Origin of the sequence: Shewanella sp. SG41-3 (assembly GCF_014164545.1) — a bacterium.
Taxonomy (GTDB): Bacteria; Pseudomonadota; Gammaproteobacteria; order Enterobacterales; family Shewanellaceae; genus Shewanella; species Shewanella vesiculosa.
In genome coordinates this window covers 354,142-376,154 of record NZ_JACJFJ010000003.1, presented here as the reverse complement: position 1 = coordinate 376,154, position 22,013 = coordinate 354,142, and the positions used below count along the sequence as shown (strand labels likewise).

Here is a 22,013-nt window from a genome sequence, read left to right as displayed (position 1 = left end):
AGGTCATTAACATAACGGCTTTTAGGTTAAGTAACGATAGCCTTTTATGACAATTAACAGGGGAAAGAGGCTGATTTAATGACGGTAGGTTTTTTAAGATGAGTTAAGTCATAAAAAAACTGCCGATGAGCATGGCTTATCGGCAGTTGATTTTTATTCAATAAAGCTTTGTCAGCTCGGCATTACTGCTCGGCTTTTACATCACGTAGCGATGCAGCTGCTTTGTCACCAACATCATCAATAACTGTGTTATGTGAGTTGTGAGTCTCCGTCAGGCGACGCATCAGCGGTAATACGGCAAGGGCGATAAAGGTACAAACCACGGCTGCGATACCCAGTTTATTAAATAGGCTGGTATACACAGGCAAGGTTTGCAGTGGATCAACTAAATCTTTCGGCACACTGGCGAAGTTAGCGACCACACCGCCCAGATACTGTGAAATACCAGAGGCGACGAAATAGGCTCCCATCATAAAGCCGCCCATACGCGCTGGCACGTAGCGGGCAATCATCGCAAGACCAAGGCCACTCACCAGCAATTCACCTAAAGAATATGAGGCATAGCCCCAGATCATGATCCATGAAGAGGTTTTACCATTGACGGCAAATTGATCAGCAAAGCCATAGATAAAGAAGCCGATAGCCACTACTGCAAAACCGAGGGCAAATTTCGCCGCGATAGAGAAGTCTTTATTATTGCGACCCGCCCACGAATAACTCCACGCAAGTACAGGGCTTAACACCATGATCCATAATGGGTTTAATGCTTGGAACTGGGCTGGTGACCAAGTCCATAAATGGGTACCAAAGAATTGGAAATCCCAGTCCACATTGCGCAGGGCAAACAACGCTAATGAAGTCGACATTTGCTGATAGAAAATAAAGAAGAACACGGTTTGCACTGTGAGGATCAGCGCTGCGATCAGTCCTGCTCGTTCACTGGTTTCGCTGGTGCGGATCAAGTGAAAGAAGATTGCCAATACCGCTACACCAGCGGTGTAAACGAAGACACGGGCAACCGCTTCATATTCAAGAATAATGGCCGAAGCGACAACCGACAATGCAGCTAGCGCCAATACGATGGCAAGGCTTTTTTTGTTTACTGGGCGCGTATCAGGCTCTGAACCAAAGTGGGCTAAACTTTTACGCATGAGTGCATAATTGCCTAAACCTACCAAAATACCGACACAACACACGGCAAAGGCCGCATGCCAGCCAAATTCGTTACCATACTCGGCATTAACGTAATCTTTAATCCAAGGTGTCAATAACATAGAGAAGGTCGAACCGACGTTTACCGCCATATAATAGATGGTAAATGCACTGTCAATTTTAGAATCATCACCTTCGTAAATCTTACGAACTAAGTTACCGGCATTTGGTTTGAACAGGCCATTACCGACTACAATCACACCGAGTGCTGAAAACATAAACCAAGTATTTTCAGTGGGTACTGCCATTAGCGCATAACCCAGAGACAGAATCCCTGCACCGAGGAGCATAGTGCGTTTAGTGCCGAGGATCTTATCCCCAACCCAGCCACCAATCGCCGGTGATACATAAATGAGCGCCGCACAGGCACTCCACACTAAGTTCGCGCGAGAGTCATCAAAGCCAAGTCGCTGCACCATAAAGTACACAATCAGCGCTTGCATGCCGTAATAGCCAAAGCGTTCCCATAATTCAATAAGGGACACAGTCATAAATGAATGTGTTTTACTTACCGGAGCAGTCCCAATAGTCATATCGCTTGCTTCCAACATTGTTGTTTTAATATTTGAGCTCAAAAGTATAAGGCGATAACCAAAGCAAACCAATGGTAGATAATGGTAAAAACAGATTTTGTTACAAATCAACTTTTCAATTTCAGTTAATCTTAAGGTTTTTGTTGGTTCAATTTTAATAGATAGAAACTTCTGGACTCAAATGGCTCAATCCAAAAAACAATGTTCACAACTGAGCTCTCTCGATAAATGTGGCGGAGGGATAGCTTGCTTACATAAAGAGGAACCCATGGGTTAAAAGTCCTATCTTTCGTCAAATGAAAAAAGGCTCATCATTGCTGATGAGCCCTTCGTCTTTAATGCGGCGAATCGGGGAGGTATTTCCTATTTCTAAGACGCCTGTATACGCGGGTTGCAGGGGTATTGAATGAGTAAATTGTCTATCTAATGTCGCCATAAAAATGATGTTCAGTCAGAAATGCTAAAGCTGAATCATAGTTATAGTTATAGTTATAGTTATAGTTATTGAGCCATAGTCTCTTGTTATGTGTTGTTTTCTGGGAGTTCTTTGATTACAACAAAGTAATAAACAAAATACCCTATCCAGGATATAAAAAACGACATTAGAAACCAAATTACTTTCTGTGCACCTTTTGCTTTCTTAGAAACTAAAGCTAGTATCCAAGGCAACATCCATATTATAAAAACAGGAATAATCAAAATTTGCCAAATACTTATACCTCCCATAATAAACTCCCTTTTAATTGAAACTACAAAAAACATAATGCTTAAAGCTGCTGCACGGTGCGCATCAGTTGCCTTTACTTGTTAGTGTTTGTCCAGCTTTTGCATCAAGGCTAAAAGCTCATTTACAACTAGCTCAGGTTCATCCACCTGAACAAAATGGCCACTTTTTTCTGTTAGAACAGTTTTCCCCTGTGGAAATGCACCAGCCCAAGTTTGCCACAGTTCCCCCCACATTTTTCTGCCTTCATCGGTAAAAAACAAGTTAGCAGGATTCTTTGTTTTCCTGACAGAGGCAATAACCGTTACGGGTATATCTTTGATCTGTGGATAATCAGGAAGCGGTCTTTTACTCCAAAAATCGAGATATTGGTTTGACATACCATTAGCCATATCATCTAGCTTGATTTGAGCAATTTCTCGGTTCGCTTTTTCTAAATCAATGGCCCGCAATATATCAACATCATGTTCAGAGGACGGATCTAACAATAAGAGCGCTTTTATTTGTTTTGGATAAGCAGTTGCAAAGTCTCTTGCGATGTTGCCACCATATGAATGAGCGACCAAAATGACAGGCTGTTTAATATTCAAATTAACTAAAAGTTCACTAGCGTAGTCTGCATAATCATTCGACGTAAAATGACGCTTAATAACTGTTGATTTGCCATTACCAACTCTAGAATAGCGAATGACCGTTGCATGCTCTGCTATTCGGTTGAAAACAGTATCCCAATCAGACATGCTTGCACCACCACCAGCTTCCAATAAAACGGTATGCTTACCCAGCCCAGCAACTTCGTATTCAAGTTGAAACTCATTAACGTTAATCAGGTTAGGTTGTGCCGCTAGTGAGAACGATAATGCAATGCCAATTAATGAAATGAATTTCAAATCTGCTCCTCAAAACAGTAACGCCCCTCTAATAAGTGAACCATGTGCTGGCGGGCGATTTGCTCAGCAAATGGTATGACAGACATGGTAAATCTTAATTTAGAGTCTTGTTATGCATTTTAAGTGCAACCCACTTTATGGGGGTTCGAATAAATACCCAGCAGAGCGATGCTAATAGTAGGCCAGAAAAGTAAGCACTAAGTGCTAACTGCTCATGATAGCTAGCACCATCGACCTCAATCTTTTTCAACAGGTTATTACCTTTAAGGTACTCCCCCTTTATTGATTTACCACGTATTTCATCTCTGTACAATTCGCAAAAATTGTATTTTTTAGTCATGAAATAGTCTGTGCCATTTTTTGAAAATCGAACTGAATAGGTACTAAACTTTCCATTTAGTTCACATGAGATAGCGCTATTACTTAAATCTATTTCTTCGATATTTTCATCTGACCAGACATGAAAAAACCAAACCGATATACTTAAAAGTATTACAGCTAAAATGACAATATCGATTTTATGATTAATCCAAAATTTGGTCATTTACCCACTTTGCATAACAGATTATTGAACGGCTCTCCCGATAAAGTCCGCTATTCAAGTTATTGATTTATATCATCCTACATTCTCTATATCTTTGATGTAAAGTGATAAAATACTCTCAACATTCCAACTCAACCGAGGTTGCGCGTTAATGTCGTTTGAAAAATAAGCGATAATATTTATTTGCAATATTATCAATCAATTATACTTTTCGAAATAAATCTACATTACGACTTTAGGCTTACCTAATGAGTGGTTTGATTTTACTTAAGCAAAATCTATTTATACCTGTATATAAAATCAGCTCATTCTGTTAAGCACAATCTAGCCAGTAAATAATGGTTTGTATAGAAAAGTACCCAATACTTCGAGTAACTATTTCTCAATAAATAAAGTCAGCATGTATGCCTCAGCGATTACACTGAATTACATTTAGGAATGCGGCATATAGCGTTAAATGAATACATAAACTATGTAAAGAATGAATTAACACAAACTGAAAACATTAAAATTCTCGTGTAATTACGCAGTAATCAAAAAAGCTGATTCTATAACAAAAAAGCCCCATCATTGCTGATGAGACTTTCCCGTTGAATGTGGCGGAGTGATAGCTTGCTTGTAATAAATAGGAACCTTGGGTTCAAATGTTACAGACACAAAAAAGCCCTATCATTTCTGATAAGGCTTTTTCATTGAATGTGGCGGAGGGATAGGGATTTGAACCCTAGAACGGGATAAACCGTTGCCGGTTTTCAAGACCGGTGCATTCGACCACTCTGCCATCCCTCCGAACGCGGTGAATAATAAGGGTATTGGCGAAAATGTAAAGCCTTGATGTGTTCGATGGCACAACAAATGTGCAAAATGACACAAAAAGGCTCGCGTTTGCACAATATTTACCCTTTTTAGTCTTTAACGCGCTTTCGCTACTGACCTCTCTTACTGGCGAATTGCCAACAAGAGAGGCTGCTGTAACGACAATAATACCTAGTTAACTAAACCACGACGCTTTAATAAAGCATCCGTTGATGGTTTCTTACCAGTAAAGTCGATGTAGTCTTGCATCAGATCTTGGCTGTTACCTTTTGACAAAATAGTGTCACGGTATTTTTGGCCATTTTCTAAGGTTAATCCACCGTTATCCATCATGTAAGAGAACGCGTCAGCGGCAAAAACTTCAGTCCACAAGTACGCGTAGTAACCTGCTGAGTAACCGCCACCGAAGCTGTGGCTAAAGTAGGTGGTTTTATAGCGAGGAGGCACTGGTGTGTAATCCAAACCGTGTTTTGCGAGTGCTTGTTTTTCAAAGGTTGCCACGTCAGTGATTTCAGTATCTGAAGTAATTGAGTGCCATTCCATATCCAGTAAGGCTGCTGCTAAGTATTCAACTGTGCCGAAACCTTGGTTAAAGGTATGCGACTTTAATACTTTAGCCAGTAGCTCTGCTGGAATAGGTTCGCCCGTTTTATAGTGCTTAGCGTAGTTGGCTAGCACTTGTGGGTCGATACTCCAGTCTTCGTTTGCTTGTGATGGAAACTCAACAAAGTCACGAGCTGTTAACGTACCAGCAAGGCTTGGATAGTTAACTTGTGAGAATAACCCGTGAATAGCATGCCCAAATTCATGGAACATGGTGCTCACTTCGTCGAATGTCATTAGCGTTGGTTGACCGTCGGCTGGCTTTGGAATGTTCAGTGCGTTGTAGACAACAGGCTTAGTGCCTTTCAAGAATGATTGGCTGACTAACTCATCCATCCATGCACCGCCACGCTTGCCTTGGCGCGCGTATGGGTCTAAATAGAATAAACCAATAGAGCTACCGTCTTTATTAAAGATTTCATATGCGGTGACGTCTTCTTGCCACACAGGTAAGTCAGTACGAGGTTTTACCGTGATGCCGTAAAGCTTATTCATTGCAAAGAATAAACCGTCGTTTAATACGGTATTCATTTCAAAGTATGGCTTAACTTGGCCGTCATCTAGGTCATATTTGGCTTTACGAACTTTTTCAGCATAGTAAGCCCAGTCCCATGGCTCAAGTTTGAAGTCTTTACCGTCTTTAACGATTTCAGCTTGAATATCAGCGGCTTCCACTTTTGCTTTAACCAGTGCTTTAGGGGCTAAATCGTCGAGAATTTCGTAAACGGCTTCTGGGGTTTTGGCCATTTGGTCGCCAAGAGAATAAGCAGCCCATGTTGGGTAGCCGAGTAGTTCAGCTTTTTGTGCGCGCAGTTGAGCAATTTTGATGTTTAATGGCGCGTTAGTGTCCATGGCGCGATAAGCTGAAGTTTCCCATAGCTGTTTACGTAAATCGCGGTTTTTGAGGCTAGACAATAGCGGCTGAGTGGTGGTGTTGACTAAGGTGATCATGTAGCCAGTTTTGCCAGCATCTTTTGCGGCAGCGGCCAATGAAGCGATGTCACTGTCTGATAAGCCATCTAGCATGGCTTTATCTGTCACGACGATGACGTCATCTTTAAATGATTTCAATACGTTTTGCGAGAAACTGGTTTCAAATTTAGCCAATTCACCGTTTAATTCACGCATTTTAGTTTTGTCTGCATTAGACAGTTTAGCGCCGGCACGGACAAAACGGTCGTAATACACTTCAACTAAACGTAAGTCTTCACCAGTTAATGTTGCTTTGTTTTTATAAACCGCTTGAATGCGAGCAAATAACTTATCATCAAGATAGATATTGTCTTGATGTGCCGTTAGTTTCGGTACGATTTGTTCTTCAATACTGGTGAAGTTGTCATCTGAAATGAGCCCTGACAGATTGAAAAATACCCGTTGAGTGCGATCTAAAATCGCACCGGTTTTTTCAAGTGCAACAATAGTATTGTCGAATGTGGCCGCTTCACTGTTATTAGTAATTGCTGCGAGTTCAGCATTATGTTCTTTTATGCCTTGCTCAAATGCTGGTAAGTATTCGCTGGTGGTTATCTTGTCGAACTGAGGAGCCATGTATTGTAAAGGGCTTGGTGTTAACAGAACGTTTTCAGCAGTTGCTGGTGCTTGGGTCATGGTTGATGCTTCTACTGTTTCGGCTGCCGCTGAGGTGTTTGCTGATTGCTCTGAACACGCGCTGAGCATCAATGCAGCACTAACTGCAGTGGTAATAAGTGTTTTACGCATTGTAATATCCTTGGGTCTTGGCCCTTTTAGGTGTTTGTATGCCTATTCAAAATGTGTTGCGTGGCTGAATAGTGACAATAAAAACGTAATGAAATCGTACCAAACTCAAAAATAAGCGGTTGCTCATCAGTTGGTATAACTTAATACAATACCAAGCCTGTGCCTTGTCGCAAAGGTTAAAGGGATTAACTAAGATTAATTATTGTAACTAAAGTTGCCAATAGTGATATTTGTTAGATTTTGCTGCAAATCGAGCGCAATTGTAGTGCTAATTTAGCTATATTCGCGTAGCTTAATAGCAATAAGTAGCACTATGAGGGTGATAGATGAAAGCAGGTAAACACGATACAAAACTGCTCAAGCTCGCGATGGAGATTGGCATGGGATATGCGCAAAAACGTGGTTTTGATGATTTTGGCAAAGGCATTTCACCAAAAGATAAAATCGAGTGTATTTATCGATTATTAGTGCAAGACAATTTAATTCAGCCCTTAGCCGAAGATAAAGATGATGGCCCGAATCGCAAACATAAATTGATATTGTGGATTAGTAAGCAGCTGCCTAAAGAGCATGAGTTATTAAACTAACGTTATCAACAGGCACCATAGAATTAAGCCCAAATGAAATGCTATTTCATTTGGGCTTTTTTATTGATGTTAAGGTTATATTGCTGGTACTGGCTTTAATCCAGACTGTTATATTTCGTAGATACTTTAGTGTTAGCTATTGACCTAGCGTGATTCAATTTCAACAATTTTTAAGCTTATCAACTGTTTTTGCCATTGCTGCTTATTAATACCTTCTACCCAAATTGCATCACTTTGACGATGCTGGCCTTTACGCAGGTACGTTTCTGGCATACGGAATATCGCTTCCCAGGCTTCAAGCTTTTCTGTTTTAAGCAACTCACCCATGTCATTGTAAAAACTCACTTCAACTTCAACAACCGTGACATGTTCGTTGCTGGTGCTGTCAAAATCGAACACTAAGCCGAGTTTATCGCCTTTCCATTTTGTGTCTGCAAGGGTGATTTTAATGCCATCTTTAGCCGTACTCGCTAATAATTCTGGCTGTGCTAACGCCGTTGCTGTTAAACGGGTAGTTGATACCTGAGTATTAACTGCTGGCGCAGTGGGCATGGTTACCTTTGGCGCTGCAACAGGGGCTGCTGGTGCAATTGTAGCGGGGGTTGCTATGCTTGTTTGCTCTGTGATGCCTGCTTTAGCGGCGAGCTCTGCTTGGGTTACGGTTTCAGTAATGATGTATTCCCAAGTGAAATCGTCTTTTAGGCGAACATTGGCGCCATTTTCTAAGGTGATCACCGCGACATCGGCGGCCATTGCTGCTGGAGCAAGGAATAAAAATAGGGCTGATGCGAGCGCATTAAGTTTGGTTTTCATCTATTCGTCCTGATTGAAAGTCGTTACTACTTTGGCCATTCTACGTACATTTATCGTTGAATTGGAAATAAAGTAAGATTGTAGATCCATATTATATCCGCTCATGTTAAGTATGGTTTTATCGCTGTGGCTAGGTTATGCGTAAGTCCACTGTAGATGGTGAATTTAAGGTTAAAAAATATACTGCTTTAAACGCAGTTTGTTGATGTTGATCAAATTTAGGTACCTCTTTGTGCGCAACACTGGTTGGGTTTCGAATACATAGAGGACGTGTGATGAAAACTTATTATTCAGTATTAATGTTATCTACGGTTTTATTACTAAGCGCTTGTGGTGGCAGCGATAGCACAACCGATGAGGTTATCCCTTTAGGGCAGTTTTCTTTAGGGGTGTCTGATGCGCCTATGGCTGGAGTGTCTCGGTTAGGATTAGTGATGAATGAACTTGTTATGACAGACGCAGCGGGTGAAATTCACCGTTATAGTTTGCAACATAGGGAGTTTAATTTACTCGATTATCAAGGCATGAACCGGCATCTTGCCATTGATAATATCGATCTACCTGTTGGCCAATATCATAATGTTCACGTGACAATTGATCAGGGTGATGGCAATCAAGGTTGTTATGTTGAAGATGGTCAAGGCCGTCATAGTTTGCAAGTTGAAAATGGTTATTTACCAATAGATGATGTTGAGATTATTGCTAACCAACAACGTGTAATGACGTTGGAAATTAACTTATATCGGGGTTTGTTAAGGGAGCAGGAACAATACCAATTAAGTCATAGTGCAATGTGGTCAGTGGATAATAGTCAAATGGGACATTTAATTGGCGAGGTTGATCCGCAATGGATTGCCAATTGTGAAACTGACTATGCTGCTGTCACTCCTGTTGGTGGGGAGTTTTATCATTTAGCCTATTTATATCCTGAAAGTGTCACCTCTGTTGATCAAATGGCCGATATGGGCACAACACATCCAGCAGGGCTAACGGCTCCGTTATCGGTGAGCCGATTGTTACAAACTGCGGATGGAGATTGGTATTTTGCAATGGGCTATTTGCCTGTAGGCAATTACCGCGTTGGTTATAGTTGTTTAGGTCATTTAGATGATCCAATCATTGATGATATTAGCGCAGGGCCTTTTGCTATGTATGAAGATGCAGGCGCTATCACCATTGAATCTGGCCCTCTCGGCGGACAACAAACGATACATGAGTGCGGCAACGGCAATGGTGGCCATCATCAAGGGCATGGTGGCTAGTGCTGAGGCTAGTTGAACTTTCTATCATTTTATTAATGCGTTATATTTTTTTAACAAGACTTTTTACCCATTTGATTTGGTCAATCAACTAACAATCAGTAAGACATCATTGCTTGTATGTCTTACTGACTCTAGCTAGGTTATTTTCCGATATTTATGCTCATTATGTTGCGAACGATAATAATGTTTGCGCGTCATAACCTCAGTTATCCCCATCGAAATGACCCAATAACAAACCGCTAATATTAGCGATTGCTGAAGGTGATGTAGCTCATAAAAGCTGACATTAGTGCCAAAAACGGCTGTTGATTTACAGGGTAAAGCGTAAACTCATCCTTAACATGTAAAATTTATACATGAATAATATTTAAGGAGTAGAGTTATGTTCTGTGTGCAATGTGAGCAAACCATTAGAACACCGGAAGGCAATGGCTGTAGTTACTCGCAAGGTATGTGCGGCAAGTTAGCGTCGACGTCTGATATTCAAGATTTATTAATTTATATGCTGCAAGGCGTGTCGGCTTACGCAGTTAAAGCCCGTGAGTTTGGCATTGTAGACAGCGACATTGATGTGTTTGTCCCTAAAGCCTTTTTTGCCACACTGACTAACGTCAACTTTGATGATGACCGTTTAATTGATTATGCCTATCAGGCTCAAACCTATCGTGACCAATTAAAAGTGGCTTATATGGCTGCCTGTAAAGGCAAGGGCGTAGAGCCAGAAATGGTTAGCGCCCAGGGCGAGTTATTGCTCGGCGCTTCAAAGCCTGAAATGTTAGCCCAAGCACCCATGGCACTGCCTAATCGTGGTGACGTGCATGAAGATATTCTTGGCTTACGTTTATTATGTTTATACGGTTTAAAAGGTGCGGCTGCTTATATGGAGCATGCTCGCGTATTAGATCAAACTGACGTTGATGTGGCTGCTGAGTTCCATAACATCATGGCATTTTTAGGCGAAGACTCTATTGATGCTGACAAATTATTTGCTACAGCAATGGAAATTGGCCAATTAAACTATCGCATTATGGCGATGTTAGATTTAGGCGAAACCACCTCATTTGGCCACCCAGAGCCAACGCAAGTAAATACAAAATCTGTTAAAGGCAAGGCGATTTTAGTGTCTGGCCACGACATGAAAGATTTAGAGCTTATTCTTGAGCAAACCGAAGGCAAGGGCATTAATGTCTTTACTCACGGTGAGATGTTACCCGCTTTGGCTTACCCAGCCTTTAAAAAATACTCGCATTTAGTCGGTAACTACGGCGGTGCTTGGCAGAATCAGCAAAAAGAATTCGCCACTTTCCCTGGCGCAGTGGTGATGACCTCAAACTGCATTATCGACCCTACAGTGGGTGAATACTCTGACCGCATTTATACCCGCAGTATTGTCGGTTGGCCTGGTGTGACCCATGTTGAAGGTGATGACTTTAGCGAAGTGATTAACAAAGCACTCGCGCTTGAAGGCTTTATCTATGATGAAATCCCTCACATTATCACTATCGGTTTTGCTCGCAATGCATTAATGGCTGCAGCACCAACAGTGGTTGAAAACGTTAAGAATGGTTCTATTAAGCACTTCTTCTTAATTGGTGGTTGTGATGGTGACAAATTAGAGCGCAATTACTTTACAGACTTAGCTAAATCTGTGCCTGATGATTCAATTATTTTGACCTTAGGTTGTGGTAAGTACAAATTCAATAAATTGGAATTTGGCGACATTAACGGTGTGCCACGCTTGTTAGATATTGGCCAGTGTAATGATGCTTATTCGGCGATTCAGTTAGCGTTAGCGTTAAAGGACATTTTTGAATGTGACCTTAATGATTTACCGTTAAGCATTGTGTTGTCGTGGTTTGAGCAAAAAGCGATTGTAGTGTTGTTAACCTTGCTATCTCTAGGGGTGAAAAACATTCGTACAGGCCCAAGTGCACCAGGGTTCTTAACTGAAAACTTGGCCAATATCCTTGAGCAACAATTTGGTTTACGTACCACTACCGATGTTGAATCAGACTTAAAAGCGATGATCAAGGTAGCGTAATCCTGTCATAACAATCGTGCATCTAAGCCAGGCTTGTTTGCACGATTACGACTAAAACGATATGAGATTTTCATATTGCTATCTGTGTTTTTTACTGCGTTAAAGGTATCTAAATGAGTAGTACTCCCTCAGTTGGTTTTTCATTTTCACAAGCGCTTTGTGCCCAAGCGGCTAAATCTGTTACACCTGTTAACGAGGCCCCCGTTATCAAGACCACGCCAACGCTTGAATCTACAGCACAGGTTAGTCAGAAAGCACTTTTGGTTGCCGATAACTGGCAACGAGGCGAGGTACAGCTTTGCTGTGTTGAAAAATGGCATGAAACCCACGATGTGGTCAGCTTTCGCTTTCAGGGCCTTACACCGGTTAAATTTAGTTTTAAACCGGGGCAGTTTATTACCTTTAAGTTAGATATTAATGGCGACAAGGTTTATCGCAGTTACACTATTTCATCGTCACCTTCACGACCATTTTCATTAGTGGTGACGATTAAAAAAATCGCTGGTGGCGTGGTGTCTAATTACTTAACTGAGTCGCTCAACGTAGGTGATGAAGTGACAGTGACTGGCCCAGATGGGATATTTAACTTGGTCGACATTGAGGCCGATAAATACTTATTTTTAAGCGCCGGTTGCGGTGTGACGCCAATGCATTCTATGTCGCGCTGGCTTTGCGATACCACCACCGATAGCGATATTGCCTTTGTACACAGTGCCAAGACGGTCGATGACATTATGTTTGCCAATTCAATGGCGACGATGGCATCTCGTAGCCAACATTTTAATCTTAATTATGTACTTGAGTCTGATGATAATCAGCAAAATTTGACTGATAAATATGCCTCTACAAGTTGTGAAAGTGGTCGTTTAAGTTTAGCAACCTTAGTTAAGTTAGTGCCAGATTATCAACAGCGTACCGTATTTGTGTGCGGACCTGAACCCTACATGGCGGCAGTAAAATTAATGCTTGAAGCTGCCGAATTTGATATGAGTCAATTCAATCAAGAAAGCTTTGGTGCCAGTAGTGCCATGGGGTTGAAAGCTGCATTAGAAAGTAATCCATCAACCGAGCAGTTTATGTTGAGTATAGGTGACAAACAGGTGCCGTTAAGCGGCGATCAAAGCCTACTTGATGGTATCGAGTCAGCAAAGATACCGATAATTGCCGCATGTCGTTCTGGCGTATGCGGTGCGTGTAAATGCCAGGTTGTTTCAGGCACCACAGTATCGTCTAGTCAAATGGCGTTAACGCCAGACGAAATTTCCGCGGGGTTTGTGTTGGCCTGTTCAACTAAAATAACCTCGAATGTGCGCTTACAAATGTGATTAGGGTAAATATCTCCCTATTTATAGCTTCAACACTTAGCCAGTAAACATTTAATGCTACGAGTCTACTCTTGGTTACGACTAATCTTGTGAGGTGATCGAGGTGATTAAGTATTGTTGGGCAAAATCATCAGCATCTACTGGTTTACCCAAATAATAACCCTGCCATATGTTGGCGCCTTGTGTCGCCACAAAGTCGGCTTGAAATTGATTTTCAACACCTTCTGCAACCAATGACAACTGTAAGTTATTTGCCATGGCAATAATGGTGCTGACTAACTGTCGGCTCTGTTCTGAGGTATCAAGATTGCAAATAAAACTGCGATCAATTTTAACCGAATTAAACGGATAATGTTGTAAGTAACTGAGTGACGAATAGCCAGTACCAAAATCATCTAACGATAAACGGATCCCGTGCTGATTTAACTTGCTCAATACATCTTGGGCACATACTGTATCGTGGATTAACGCATTCTCGGTCAGCTCAATTTCAAGTAAATGGCCAGGTATTTTGTATAACTCAAGCAAGTTAACAATCTTGTCGACCAGGTAGCTGTCTTTTAGCTGTATGGGTGACATATTGATCGCCAGATAAAAATCTTGATTATAGAGTTCTCGCCAATAAGCTAATTGTTTCAGCGCACTTCTTAATACAAAATAACCCAGTTCAATGATCTGTCCTGAATGTTCTGCAATTTCAATAAATTCAGTTGGTGAAACTTGGCCTAACGTTGGGTTATGCCATCTTATCAGCACTTCAGCACCGACAACATTTTTGCTTTGTGTGCATACAAACGGTTGGTAATGTAACGACAACTCATCGCGTTTAAGTGCGCCTCTTAGTAATGATTCCATTTGTATGCGACTAGACAGTTCAGATTCCATTTTTTGGTTAAAGAACTTATAGCTATTACTATTACCTGTTTCACAATGAGACAGAGCCGCACTGGATTTTCTGGATAGGTCCATAAATCGGCTACCATCGTTAGGATAAAATGCGACTCCCATTGCGGTGGTAACGGATAATGACAAGTCTTCGACATAAATTTCTTGGCCAAAGTGCTGACATAATCGACAGCAAAAATTCGCTATTTTATCCGCGAACAGCCGTTTTTTTGTGGTGATAACGATACAGAAGGTCGTCTCACTAACAATGGCAATATAGGTGTTATTCGTCATAAAGCGTTGTAGCTTTTGCGCCACTATACTTCGCACTTTTTCACTGATGTCATAACCTAAACCGTCTTGAACGACTTTTAAGTTGGTAATGCTGAAATGGATTACTGAAATACAGGTAAATTCATTTTTTGTCGTCAGTTGGTTAAACATGGTTTCGAGCTGATTGAATTTAGGCAAGCCAGTAACAATATCAAAACGTTGTTGAATATCTAATAGTTTTTCCGCTGCAACTCGTGAGTCGATTTCTTGCATTAATTCATTGTTAAGCTTCTCTAATTCAAAAGTCCGCTGCGCAATACGAGTTTCTAATAGTAAGTTGGCTTGTACCAGTTTTTCCTTTTGATCAAGTATTTCTAGATTACTTTCAACATTTTTACGAAAGCACTCCAATAGCATGATGATGTCGGCGGAGTAGCCTTTTGCTTTTTTGTCTGATACGCAAATGGTGCCAAAGGTCTCGCCGTTGGGCCAATTGAGTGGTAAGCCGTAATAAGAAATCATCCCATGGGCAAGATCTGGATTTTGGCTCCAAAGGGGGTCGTTTAATGCATTCTCAACGTGTAATTCAGTTTGCTGTTTAATCACTGATTCACAATATAAGCCATGGCCTAGCTTGCCCTTCATCCCGGGTGTATATGGGTTATCGTTGTTATTGTTGGCGACACAGACTTCCACTTCATTAGCATGAAGTTTCATGATTAATGATGCTGGCACTTTAGCGACCTTGGCGATGAGGTCGACAGCCGTTTGCCAAGACGTTAGCATTTCTGGCGGTATTGAAATGGTGTTATTTTTCAACAACATTATGACCTCTTATTTTATTGTTACTCAAAAAACATACTGTTTGTACGTAACGAGATACGTCAACAGGTCGCCACTCTGTAACATTGGCGAATTCGAGATTATTAACATTTAAAATAGTGAATCGTTACAAATTATTTTAAAATCAAATGCTTAAAAGTTTTGTGTAAAGTGCAACGAGATAGTGTGAGGTCTTGAATGAAGGGAAATACTGGTTGGGTAATTTCTAAAGAGTCCATTGTGATGCTACATAACGGGCTAACTGCCGTAGCTACTCTTTCATCCATGAATCTCGCATCGATCCCTTACAACGTACAATAACAAACTAACATAAAATACTATCACTATGTTGGTTATTAATGTTTTTGTCGCGAGTTCGAGCACAGCTGGTCTGGTTATATGGATTAGCTTGGCATTGATAGTGTTTAATTTAGTGTATAAAAAAATCATTCAAAAATGACTTTTATCTCTTTGCTTACAAGCGCTTATTTTATAATCAAATTTGCTTTTTTTATAAGCTGGACTTGATAGTGAAACATGAGCTTGGCTAATCGTCAGCTTGGATCATAAAGCCTGCTTTATTGGCAAAGCAGGCAAGCAATTTGCGGTTAGAGCTTTTGTTAAATTGAGTACTTAACTTGAACTTGGGATAAAAGGTCGTTAGTTGTTGTTAAATGACATCACATAACGATTGAAGGTCAACTCGCCATCTTGGTATTGGGAGTGGTAGGTCATTCCTAGTTTAGTCGCAACATTAATTGAACCGCTGTTGGCATCGGCTACATCGGCATAAACAATGTCTAAATTCATATGTTTGTTTGCGTATTCAATACAAGCCTTATTAGCTTCAGTGGCTAAACCTATCCCCCAATAATCTGGATGTAAGCGGTAGCCAATATCAATGGCATTGATGCGGATTTCATTTTTAAAACCGCAAAACCCAATAACAGTATTGCTATCTTTAAGGACCACAGCCCAACGACCAAAACCGTACTGTTGATATTCAACTAACCAAATATCACGAATGATGTTTTCTGCATCTTGCAACCTTGTGCACATTCCCGCATCGCCAGTGTAACGATTAACCTGCTCAGGGGTATTAAAGTGCAATACTGCAGGAGCGTCTTCAAGAGTAAATTCGCGAATAATTAACCTTGGCGTTTCAGTAATGACTTTCATTATTTTTCCTTTTGATTGGTTTCCCTGCTTATCCTCTGTATGACCACAATGAGTTAATCTTTTAAGCGAGTGCCAGGAAATTACAACCCATTACAAAGTGGCCTAAGCTTGTGGTAGGTTAACATATTCAATTTCCGACAATTAAGAATAATATGGCCTGCCTTCGTGTTGTTTACCCGTTATTAGCGTTAGCGATTTCAGCTGCGTCACTGTCATTGACAGCAGCTGCAAGTGAACTTGATCAATCTGTCACTAAAGCCTTGCCTAAACTTGAGCAGCTTTATTTACATTTGCATCAACACCCTGAATTGTCATATCAAGAAAAAGCCACTAGTCAACGTATGGCGCAAGAGCTTAAACAACTCGGTTTTGAAGTGACGTCAAATTTTGGTGGTTATGGTGTGGTTGGCATTGTTAAAAATGGTAATGGGCCAGTGGTGATGATCCGCGCTGACATCGATGGCTTACCTATTATTGAACAAACGGGCAAAGAATATGCCTCGACCGTGACCACAGTAGATGCCAGTAATAATACCGTGGGGATTATGCATGGTTGTGGCCATGACATTCACATGACCAGTTTAATTGGCACAGCACAACAATTGATGCTTCACAAAGCCGATTGGCAAGGTACGTTAATGATGGTGGCTCAACCAGCAGAGGAGGTCGGTGGTGGTGCAAAAGCCATGCTTAAACAGGGGTTATTTGATCAATTCCCAACACCAGATAGTATTATTGGTTTACATGTTAGTGCAGCAATTCCAGCAGGAAAAGTCGGCACCGTAAGCGGTTATGCCTTGGCGAATGTTGATTCGGTTGATATTACCATTAAGGGGAAAGGCGGCCATGGCGCTTATCCGCACGCAACCATAGATCCGGTTGTTATTGCTGCGCGCACCGTACTTGCACTGCAAACCATTGTTAGCCGCGAAGTGTCACCATTAGAGCCTAATGTGGTAACTGTTGGCTCGATCCATGGTGGATCAAAGCACAATATTATTTCCGATGAGGTCAAGCTGCAACTGACATTACGCTCTTACAATCCTAAGGTTCGTGAACAGCAAATAGCGGCGATTAAACGGATTACTTCGGGTATCGCAATAAGTTCAGGTTTGCCTGATGACCTTATGCCTGTGGTGTATGTGCATGATGATGAAACTATCCCTTCAACGTATAACGATCCCTCATTAGCCGCTAAGGTTAAAGCCAGTATTGAAGCCGAGTTAGGTCGTGATAATGTGCTGGTAGCACCGCCCGTAATGGCTGGCGAAGATTTTGGTTTATATGGACTCACACCAGAGAAACGTCCTATTACCTTATTTTGGCTTGGCGGGGTCGACCCTAGCCTGTATCAAGCTAGCCTTGAGTCTGGCGATACCTTACCGTCTTTGCATTCGAGTCAGTTTGCACCAGATTATCCGTTAACGATTCGCACTGGTGTAAGAGCGATGACGCGCACCGCGATGGATTTATTTAATCAGCCAGCGCAATAAATGCCAAGTGTTCAGCGATAGGATTTCCTTTAGCGATAAGTGGAATAGCAGCTATAATGGCGACTATTCTCATTTTTAACCCCGTGGGCAGTATATGATTGTTTTTACAACTAATCTTGGCGATTTTACCGTAGAACTGGAAATGGAACGCGCGCCAGTTTCATCAAAGAACTTTTTAAAATATTGCCAAGACGGCTTTTATGACGGAACGATATTTCATCGAGTGATTAAAGGCTTTATGGTGCAAGGTGGTGGCTTAACTGCCAAAATGAAAGAAAAACCCACTCGTGACCCGATTGCCAATGAAGCCAATAAAGGCTTGAAAAACGTGATCGGCACATTAGCGATGGCGCGAACAGATGCACCACATTCTGCTACTGGGCAGTTCTTCATTAATGTTGCCGACAATGATTTTCTCGACCATGCAGCCATGACTAATGCTGGCTGGGGTTATGCTGTATTTGCTAAAGTCACAGCGGGGATGGATGTTATTCAGCAAATGGAGCGGGTGAAAACTACCACCATGGCTGGCCATGAAGATGTGCCGCGTGAACCTATTATTGTTGAGAAAGTGACTATTATTGACGAAAAAACTGTGGCTTGAGATTGTTGATTTAAGAGTTTTGATTCAGTGACTTGAATCAATTAACTTACTTAACGTTTCAGTTTTGGTCTGTGCTTAAAGGCATAAATATAAAAAAGGTTCGACAGTGATGTCGAACCTTTTTTTGATCGGCAATTAACACCAAATTACATTAAAGTGTGAAACGGATACCAATGGCAACGCCGTCATCTTCAGACACTTCCATTCTTGCTTGTTGTGCTTTGTCTGCGCTGGTGAAATCGCTGTAATCACGACGCGCTTCAATATACACAACAGTATCTGGATCAAATACATAATGTAAACCTACTACGAAAAACTGACGTTTGAACATGTCATTTGGGTCAGCATTATAGTTAGGTTGGATGACATAGTTAGTGCCAGCATCCAATATGTTATACGACAAGAACGTACGAATATTGTTATCAAACTTGTATGAGAATAATGATTCAAGACCTACAGCGTCGTTAATTAAACGGCCGATATTGTCTGTGTCATGATTTTCATTTTTGTTGACGTTGGCAGCAGCATAAAAACCATTCTGGTCAAAGTTGCCCCAAGTAATGCCCATGCCGTAAATAAGATCAACAGCAGTAGATGAAGTGCCATTACCAAAGGTCACATCAAACTCACCGCGGTTAACACCAGCAGTTAACACTAATTTGTCTGTTGCTTGATAAGTTACTGCACCACCATAGGTGTAGTTATACTCAACTTGTTGCGCAGAAGGTGAACTTGCTGCCCATAATTCTTCACAGGCATCTTGAGTAATATTTTCAATATCGCAAGTATAGAAAGCGCTGTTTTTAAGTTGCGCCTGTACTGCAAAACTGACATCGCCAAAACTGTTACGATATTGAACGGTTTTGTCGCCACGACCAACACCGTTTACCGCGCCGTCATCTTTGTTATAAGTGTAAACACCGGCAGTGTTACCGTCCCACACAAAACCATAGTTGGTACTGTATACCACGTCATACCAAGCACCCCACTGCTTGCCAATTGTGATGCTACCGTATTTGTCGTGTGATAAACCTGCATAGCCAAGACGGTTATAGAAAAACTCTTCTTGGATTGATTCAAAGCGGTTGTTATACACAATATCTGTGCTGCCTACAGGGTTTACACCCCATTCAAGCAAAGCGTATGCTTTCCAATCATTTTGTAATTGACGACTAAAACCAAAATTAATTCGAGAAGCACCGTTAACAACTTCTGTTTCGCCTTGGGTATTGATGACGCGCGCATCGATAAATCCGCCAATTTTAACAGCATTGACATCATCTTTATAAATTTCGATTGCTGAGGCCGAAGGGATAACCAGAATGGTTGAAATCAATGCTGCAACTAAAGTTTTATTCATTTTAATCTCTTGTCTTGTTATTTGAGTAAGCACAGCTTAGTCCGTTAATATATCTTTCCATTGAGACGACGGAGAGTAGCAAACCATCAGTCGACTAACAAAGTGAAATATGCTCAAAAAAGGCGATATACATCATAAAATGCATTGTTCAATGACTTAGCTAAAGCTCGTGTTAATAGCGAGTTAGGTGTCAGTTAATAATTGTAAGCAAATGTTAATTGGTGGTTGCTTATGCATGTAAGGTAGTTTTTTACCCAGTCATAGTGGTGTGCATTTTATCTATAATTAATTTGATGTAGATCGCTACTTTATTCTTCAAATGTCATACGCTTAATTAGGCACTGTTATCGATTTTTCGGGAGCAACACTATGCACATGACTTTGCAGTTTTTCGGCGCAACGGAAGAGGTCACTGGATCTTGCCATTTACTCACGGTCAATGGACAGCAAGTGCTGCTTGATTGTGGCTTAATTCAAGGGAGTAAAGCTGACGCGTTACGTAATCACGATCCTTTTCCATTCGATGCGACACAAATCCATGCAGTAGTATTAAGCCATGCACACATTGATCATTCCGGCCGTTTGCCTTATTTGATTAATCAGGGTTTTACTGGCCCCATTTATACTCAAAAAGCCACTGCGCAGTTATGTGATGTCATGTTGCGCGATGCGGCCATGCTGCAAGAAAGAGATACCGACAGGCAAAATAAAAAACGAGCTAAACATGATTTAGCGCTGCTTGAGCCGTTATTTACTGAGAAAGATGTCGATCAAGTGATGGCACAATTTGAGGTGGTAGATTACGGTCAACGAGTGCAGGTTGCCGATGCGGTAGAAGTTTGTTTGTCTGATGCCGGGCATATTCTAGGTTCTGCTGTGGTTGAGTTGTGGTTAGGCAATAAACCTGAGCAAAAAAAACTGGTGTTTAGTGGTGACTTAGGCCGAGCAGGCATGCCTATATTGGATGACCCAACCTTTATTGAACAAGCCGATTTGGTGTTGATGGAAAGCACCTATGGCGATAGATCTCACCGCAGTTGGCAAGATACCTTGGTCGAGTTGAAATCCATCTTTAAAGATACGATTCATCAGAGTCGTGGCAATATTTTAATTCCCGCGTTTTCGGTTGGGCGTGCCCAAGAGTTGTTATATTTGTTTCATTTATATGCCAAAGAGTGGGATTTATCTGGTTGGCGTATTTGCTTAGACAGCCCTATGGCGATAAAGGCTACTGAGATATATGTTAATAATTACCCATTAATGGACGATGATTTTAAGCGCTTTACCCGCTTATCTCCCGGGAAGCATCCCTTGTTGTCTTGCGCTGAGTTTATTAATAGTACCGAAGAGTCGATAGAGCTAAATGATATTCATAAAGGGCTGATTATTATTGCGGGCAGCGGTATGTGTAATGGCGGCCGTATTCGCAATCATTTTGTGCATAATTTGTGGCGTACCGAAGCCGATATTATTATTTGTGGTTTTCAGGCACTAGGTACACCCGGGCGACTATTAGTGGATGGGGCAACAGAACTCACTATTCATGGCCAGAGCGTTAAGGTGGCTGCCCGTCTTCATACTGTGGGGGGCTTATCTGCTCATGCCGATCAAACCGAATTATTGAGTTGGTATCAGCATTTTCATCAAGCCCCCCCGGTGATTTTGGTGCATGGTGAGTCAAAAGCGCAACAAGTATTAATTGAAGCATTGAATCAAGATGCCACTCATAAACCGAAAAATAGTGCCATTGCCCAGCGCGGAGATTGCTTAGATTTAAACGCTTTGCCTGAGTTGGTATGGCTGAATAAGGCAAGTGAATCTAATGAGACACCAGAAACGTGACTCGAGTTAATGTGTTATTAGGTGATCGATTGCTTAGCCTGCGGGCTAAGCATCAATTTCGTGTTGCAGTTTTTCAATATCATCTAAAATACGCATAAACTTTTGCCCAAACTCGGTTACCTCATATTCTACTCTAGGTGGGATTTCAGGGTAGTTGGTTTTATTTAAGATGCCGAATTCGATGTTTTTCTTTAGGCATTGATTCAACACTTTAGTGCTCAGGCCTTCAACCGATTTGACCATTTCACCAGGGCGATTGATGTTATTAGCCAATAACTGATACACAGTTAACGACCATTTGCAGCCGTAAATGGTTTCAACCATACGAGCACTTTTTTCTGGCGCCGATTTTCGGGTAAATAATTTTTCGTTTGTATTCATTAATATGTACCTAAAAGTACCCATGCAACCGATTTGTACTTACTATTCAAAAGGATAGTTTACCAATAAGCTTACCACAATTACTATTACATTAGGTGCGAACAC

17 protein-coding genes and 1 tRNA gene are annotated in these 22,013 nt (G+C 41.3%); 7 read left to right on the top strand and 11 right to left on the bottom strand.

Annotation, left to right across the window (positions count from 1 at the left end):
- Window positions 1–182 precede the first annotated feature (182 nt).
- The 6 genes from H5164_RS07680 to H5164_RS07655 all read right to left on the bottom strand — a co-directional run bounded on the left by H5164_RS07680 (window position 183) and on the right by H5164_RS07655 (window position 7,041).
- Window positions 183–1,745 carry a peptide MFS transporter gene (locus H5164_RS07680; RefSeq protein ID WP_182755456.1) on the bottom strand — a complete coding sequence of 521 codons (1,563 nt, stop codon included), beginning with the start codon at window positions 1,743–1,745 and terminating at the stop codon, window positions 183–185.
- A 522-nt stretch (window positions 1,746–2,267) separates the two neighbouring features.
- Entirely contained in the window at window positions 2,268–2,471 is a 204-nt protein-coding gene (locus H5164_RS07675) for a hypothetical protein (RefSeq protein WP_182696808.1), read from the bottom strand.
- Window positions 2,472–2,552: 81 nt separating this feature from the next.
- Window positions 2,553–3,350 (bottom strand): alpha/beta hydrolase, encoded by a 798-nt coding sequence (locus H5164_RS07670; RefSeq protein WP_310736177.1) that lies wholly within the window; start codon window positions 3,348–3,350, stop codon window positions 2,553–2,555.
- 103 nt (window positions 3,351–3,453) lie between these two features.
- Window positions 3,454–3,903, bottom strand: coding sequence for a hypothetical protein (locus H5164_RS07665; protein ID WP_124015201.1), 450 nt, complete (start codon window positions 3,901–3,903; stop codon window positions 3,454–3,456).
- 699 nt (window positions 3,904–4,602) lie between these two features.
- Window positions 4,603–4,692 (bottom strand) — tRNA-Ser (locus H5164_RS07660).
- 198 nt (window positions 4,693–4,890) lie between these two features.
- Window positions 4,891–7,041, bottom strand: coding sequence for a M3 family metallopeptidase (locus H5164_RS07655; RefSeq protein ID WP_182696803.1), 2,151 nt, complete (start codon window positions 7,039–7,041; stop codon window positions 4,891–4,893).
- 326 nt (window positions 7,042–7,367) lie between these two features.
- Here H5164_RS07655 and H5164_RS07650 point away from each other — a divergent pair, with 326 nt between their 5' ends.
- The gene (locus tag H5164_RS07650; RefSeq protein ID WP_124015199.1) at window positions 7,368–7,628 is read left to right on the top strand and encodes a DUF5062 family protein; all 261 of its coding nucleotides are present in this window, start codon (window positions 7,368–7,370) and stop codon (window positions 7,626–7,628) included.
- A gap of 144 nt (window positions 7,629–7,772) precedes the next feature.
- Here the strand turns inward: H5164_RS07650 and H5164_RS07645 are convergent, their stop codons facing one another.
- Window positions 7,773–8,441 (bottom strand): DUF3157 family protein, encoded by a 669-nt coding sequence (locus H5164_RS07645; RefSeq protein WP_182755452.1) that lies wholly within the window; start codon window positions 8,439–8,441, stop codon window positions 7,773–7,775.
- A 275-nt stretch (window positions 8,442–8,716) separates the two neighbouring features.
- Here H5164_RS07645 and H5164_RS07640 point away from each other — a divergent pair, with 275 nt between their 5' ends.
- The 3 genes from H5164_RS07640 to H5164_RS07630 all read left to right on the top strand — a co-directional run bounded on the left by H5164_RS07640 (window position 8,717) and on the right by H5164_RS07630 (window position 13,069).
- Window positions 8,717–9,703 carry a DUF4382 domain-containing protein gene (locus H5164_RS07640; protein WP_182723588.1) on the top strand — a complete coding sequence of 329 codons (987 nt, stop codon included), beginning with the start codon at window positions 8,717–8,719 and terminating at the stop codon, window positions 9,701–9,703.
- A gap of 382 nt (window positions 9,704–10,085) precedes the next feature.
- Complete coding sequence (gene hcp, locus H5164_RS07635) at window positions 10,086–11,744, top strand: hydroxylamine reductase (RefSeq protein WP_182755450.1); 1,659 nt, start codon at window positions 10,086–10,088, stop codon at window positions 11,742–11,744.
- 113 nt (window positions 11,745–11,857) lie between these two features.
- Window positions 11,858–13,069, top strand: a complete 1,212-nt coding sequence (locus H5164_RS07630) for a hybrid-cluster NAD(P)-dependent oxidoreductase (RefSeq protein ID WP_182755448.1) — start codon at window positions 11,858–11,860, stop codon at window positions 13,067–13,069.
- A gap of 81 nt (window positions 13,070–13,150) precedes the next feature.
- Here the strand turns inward: H5164_RS07630 and H5164_RS07625 are convergent, their stop codons facing one another.
- Both H5164_RS07625 and H5164_RS07620 read right to left on the bottom strand, forming a co-directional pair.
- Window positions 13,151–15,052 carry an EAL domain-containing protein gene (locus H5164_RS07625; RefSeq protein ID WP_182755446.1) on the bottom strand — a complete coding sequence of 634 codons (1,902 nt, stop codon included), beginning with the start codon at window positions 15,050–15,052 and terminating at the stop codon, window positions 13,151–13,153.
- A 657-nt stretch (window positions 15,053–15,709) separates the two neighbouring features.
- Window positions 15,710–16,228, bottom strand: a complete 519-nt coding sequence (locus H5164_RS07620; RefSeq protein ID WP_182755445.1) for a GNAT family N-acetyltransferase — start codon at window positions 16,226–16,228, stop codon at window positions 15,710–15,712.
- 152 nt (window positions 16,229–16,380) lie between these two features.
- Here H5164_RS07620 and H5164_RS07615 point away from each other — a divergent pair, with 152 nt between their 5' ends.
- Window positions 16,381–17,721: a M20 family metallopeptidase gene (locus H5164_RS07615; protein ID WP_182755443.1), complete on the top strand. Its 1,341-nt coding sequence runs from the start codon at window positions 16,381–16,383 to the stop codon at window positions 17,719–17,721.
- A 94-nt stretch (window positions 17,722–17,815) separates the two neighbouring features.
- Window positions 17,816–18,325: a peptidylprolyl isomerase gene (locus H5164_RS07610; RefSeq protein WP_182755441.1), complete on the top strand. Its 510-nt coding sequence runs from the start codon at window positions 17,816–17,818 to the stop codon at window positions 18,323–18,325.
- 151 nt (window positions 18,326–18,476) lie between these two features.
- On the opposite strand, the gene H5164_RS07605 is transcribed toward H5164_RS07610, so the two are convergent.
- Entirely contained in the window at window positions 18,477–19,685 is a 1,209-nt protein-coding gene (locus H5164_RS07605; RefSeq protein ID WP_182741203.1) for a porin, read from the bottom strand.
- Window positions 19,686–20,054: 369 nt separating this feature from the next.
- Between H5164_RS07605 and H5164_RS07600 the strand changes: the two genes are divergently transcribed.
- The gene (locus H5164_RS07600; RefSeq protein ID WP_124015189.1) at window positions 20,055–21,527 is read left to right on the top strand and encodes an MBL fold metallo-hydrolase RNA specificity domain-containing protein; all 1,473 of its coding nucleotides are present in this window, start codon (window positions 20,055–20,057) and stop codon (window positions 21,525–21,527) included.
- A 45-nt stretch (window positions 21,528–21,572) separates the two neighbouring features.
- On the opposite strand, the gene H5164_RS07595 is transcribed toward H5164_RS07600, so the two are convergent.
- A complete protein-coding gene (locus H5164_RS07595) occupies window positions 21,573–21,908 on the bottom strand; it encodes a helix-turn-helix domain-containing protein (protein WP_124015188.1) in 336 nt (111 codons plus the stop codon).
- Window positions 21,909–22,013: the final 105 nt, after the last annotated feature.

Bases quoted from the DNA above. Each gene is read 5' to 3' on its own strand.
- H5164_RS07600 (WP_124015189.1), top strand. From the start codon at position 20,055: ATGCACATGACTTTGCAGTTTTTCGGCGCAACGGAAGAGGTCACTGGA.
- H5164_RS07625 (WP_182755446.1), bottom strand. From the start codon at position 15,052: ATGTTGTTGAAAAATAACACCATTTCAATACCGCCAGAAATGCTAACG.
- H5164_RS07615 (WP_182755443.1), top strand. From the start codon at position 16,381: ATGGCCTGCCTTCGTGTTGTTTACCCGTTATTAGCGTTAGCGATTTCA.
- H5164_RS07595 (WP_124015188.1), bottom strand. From the start codon at position 21,908: ATGAATACAAACGAAAAATTATTTACCCGAAAATCGGCGCCAGAAAAA.
- H5164_RS07640 (WP_182723588.1), top strand. From the start codon at position 8,717: ATGAAAACTTATTATTCAGTATTAATGTTATCTACGGTTTTATTACTA.
- H5164_RS07610 (WP_182755441.1), top strand. From the start codon at position 17,816: ATGATTGTTTTTACAACTAATCTTGGCGATTTTACCGTAGAACTGGAA.
- H5164_RS07605 (WP_182741203.1), bottom strand. From the start codon at position 19,685: ATGAATAAAACTTTAGTTGCAGCATTGATTTCAACCATTCTGGTTATC.
- H5164_RS07680 (WP_182755456.1), bottom strand. From the start codon at position 1,745: ATGACTATTGGGACTGCTCCGGTAAGTAAAACACATTCATTTATGACT.
- H5164_RS07675 (WP_182696808.1), bottom strand. From the start codon at position 2,471: ATGGGAGGTATAAGTATTTGGCAAATTTTGATTATTCCTGTTTTTATA.
- H5164_RS07655 (WP_182696803.1), bottom strand. From the start codon at position 7,041: ATGCGTAAAACACTTATTACCACTGCAGTTAGTGCTGCATTGATGCTC.
- H5164_RS07650 (WP_124015199.1), top strand. From the start codon at position 7,368: ATGAAAGCAGGTAAACACGATACAAAACTGCTCAAGCTCGCGATGGAG.
- hcp (WP_182755450.1), top strand. From the start codon at position 10,086: ATGTTCTGTGTGCAATGTGAGCAAACCATTAGAACACCGGAAGGCAAT.
- H5164_RS07630 (WP_182755448.1), top strand. From the start codon at position 11,858: ATGAGTAGTACTCCCTCAGTTGGTTTTTCATTTTCACAAGCGCTTTGT.
- H5164_RS07645 (WP_182755452.1), bottom strand. From the start codon at position 8,441: ATGAAAACCAAACTTAATGCGCTCGCATCAGCCCTATTTTTATTCCTT.
- H5164_RS07620 (WP_182755445.1), bottom strand. From the start codon at position 16,228: ATGAAAGTCATTACTGAAACGCCAAGGTTAATTATTCGCGAATTTACT.
- H5164_RS07665 (WP_124015201.1), bottom strand. From the start codon at position 3,903: ATGACCAAATTTTGGATTAATCATAAAATCGATATTGTCATTTTAGCT.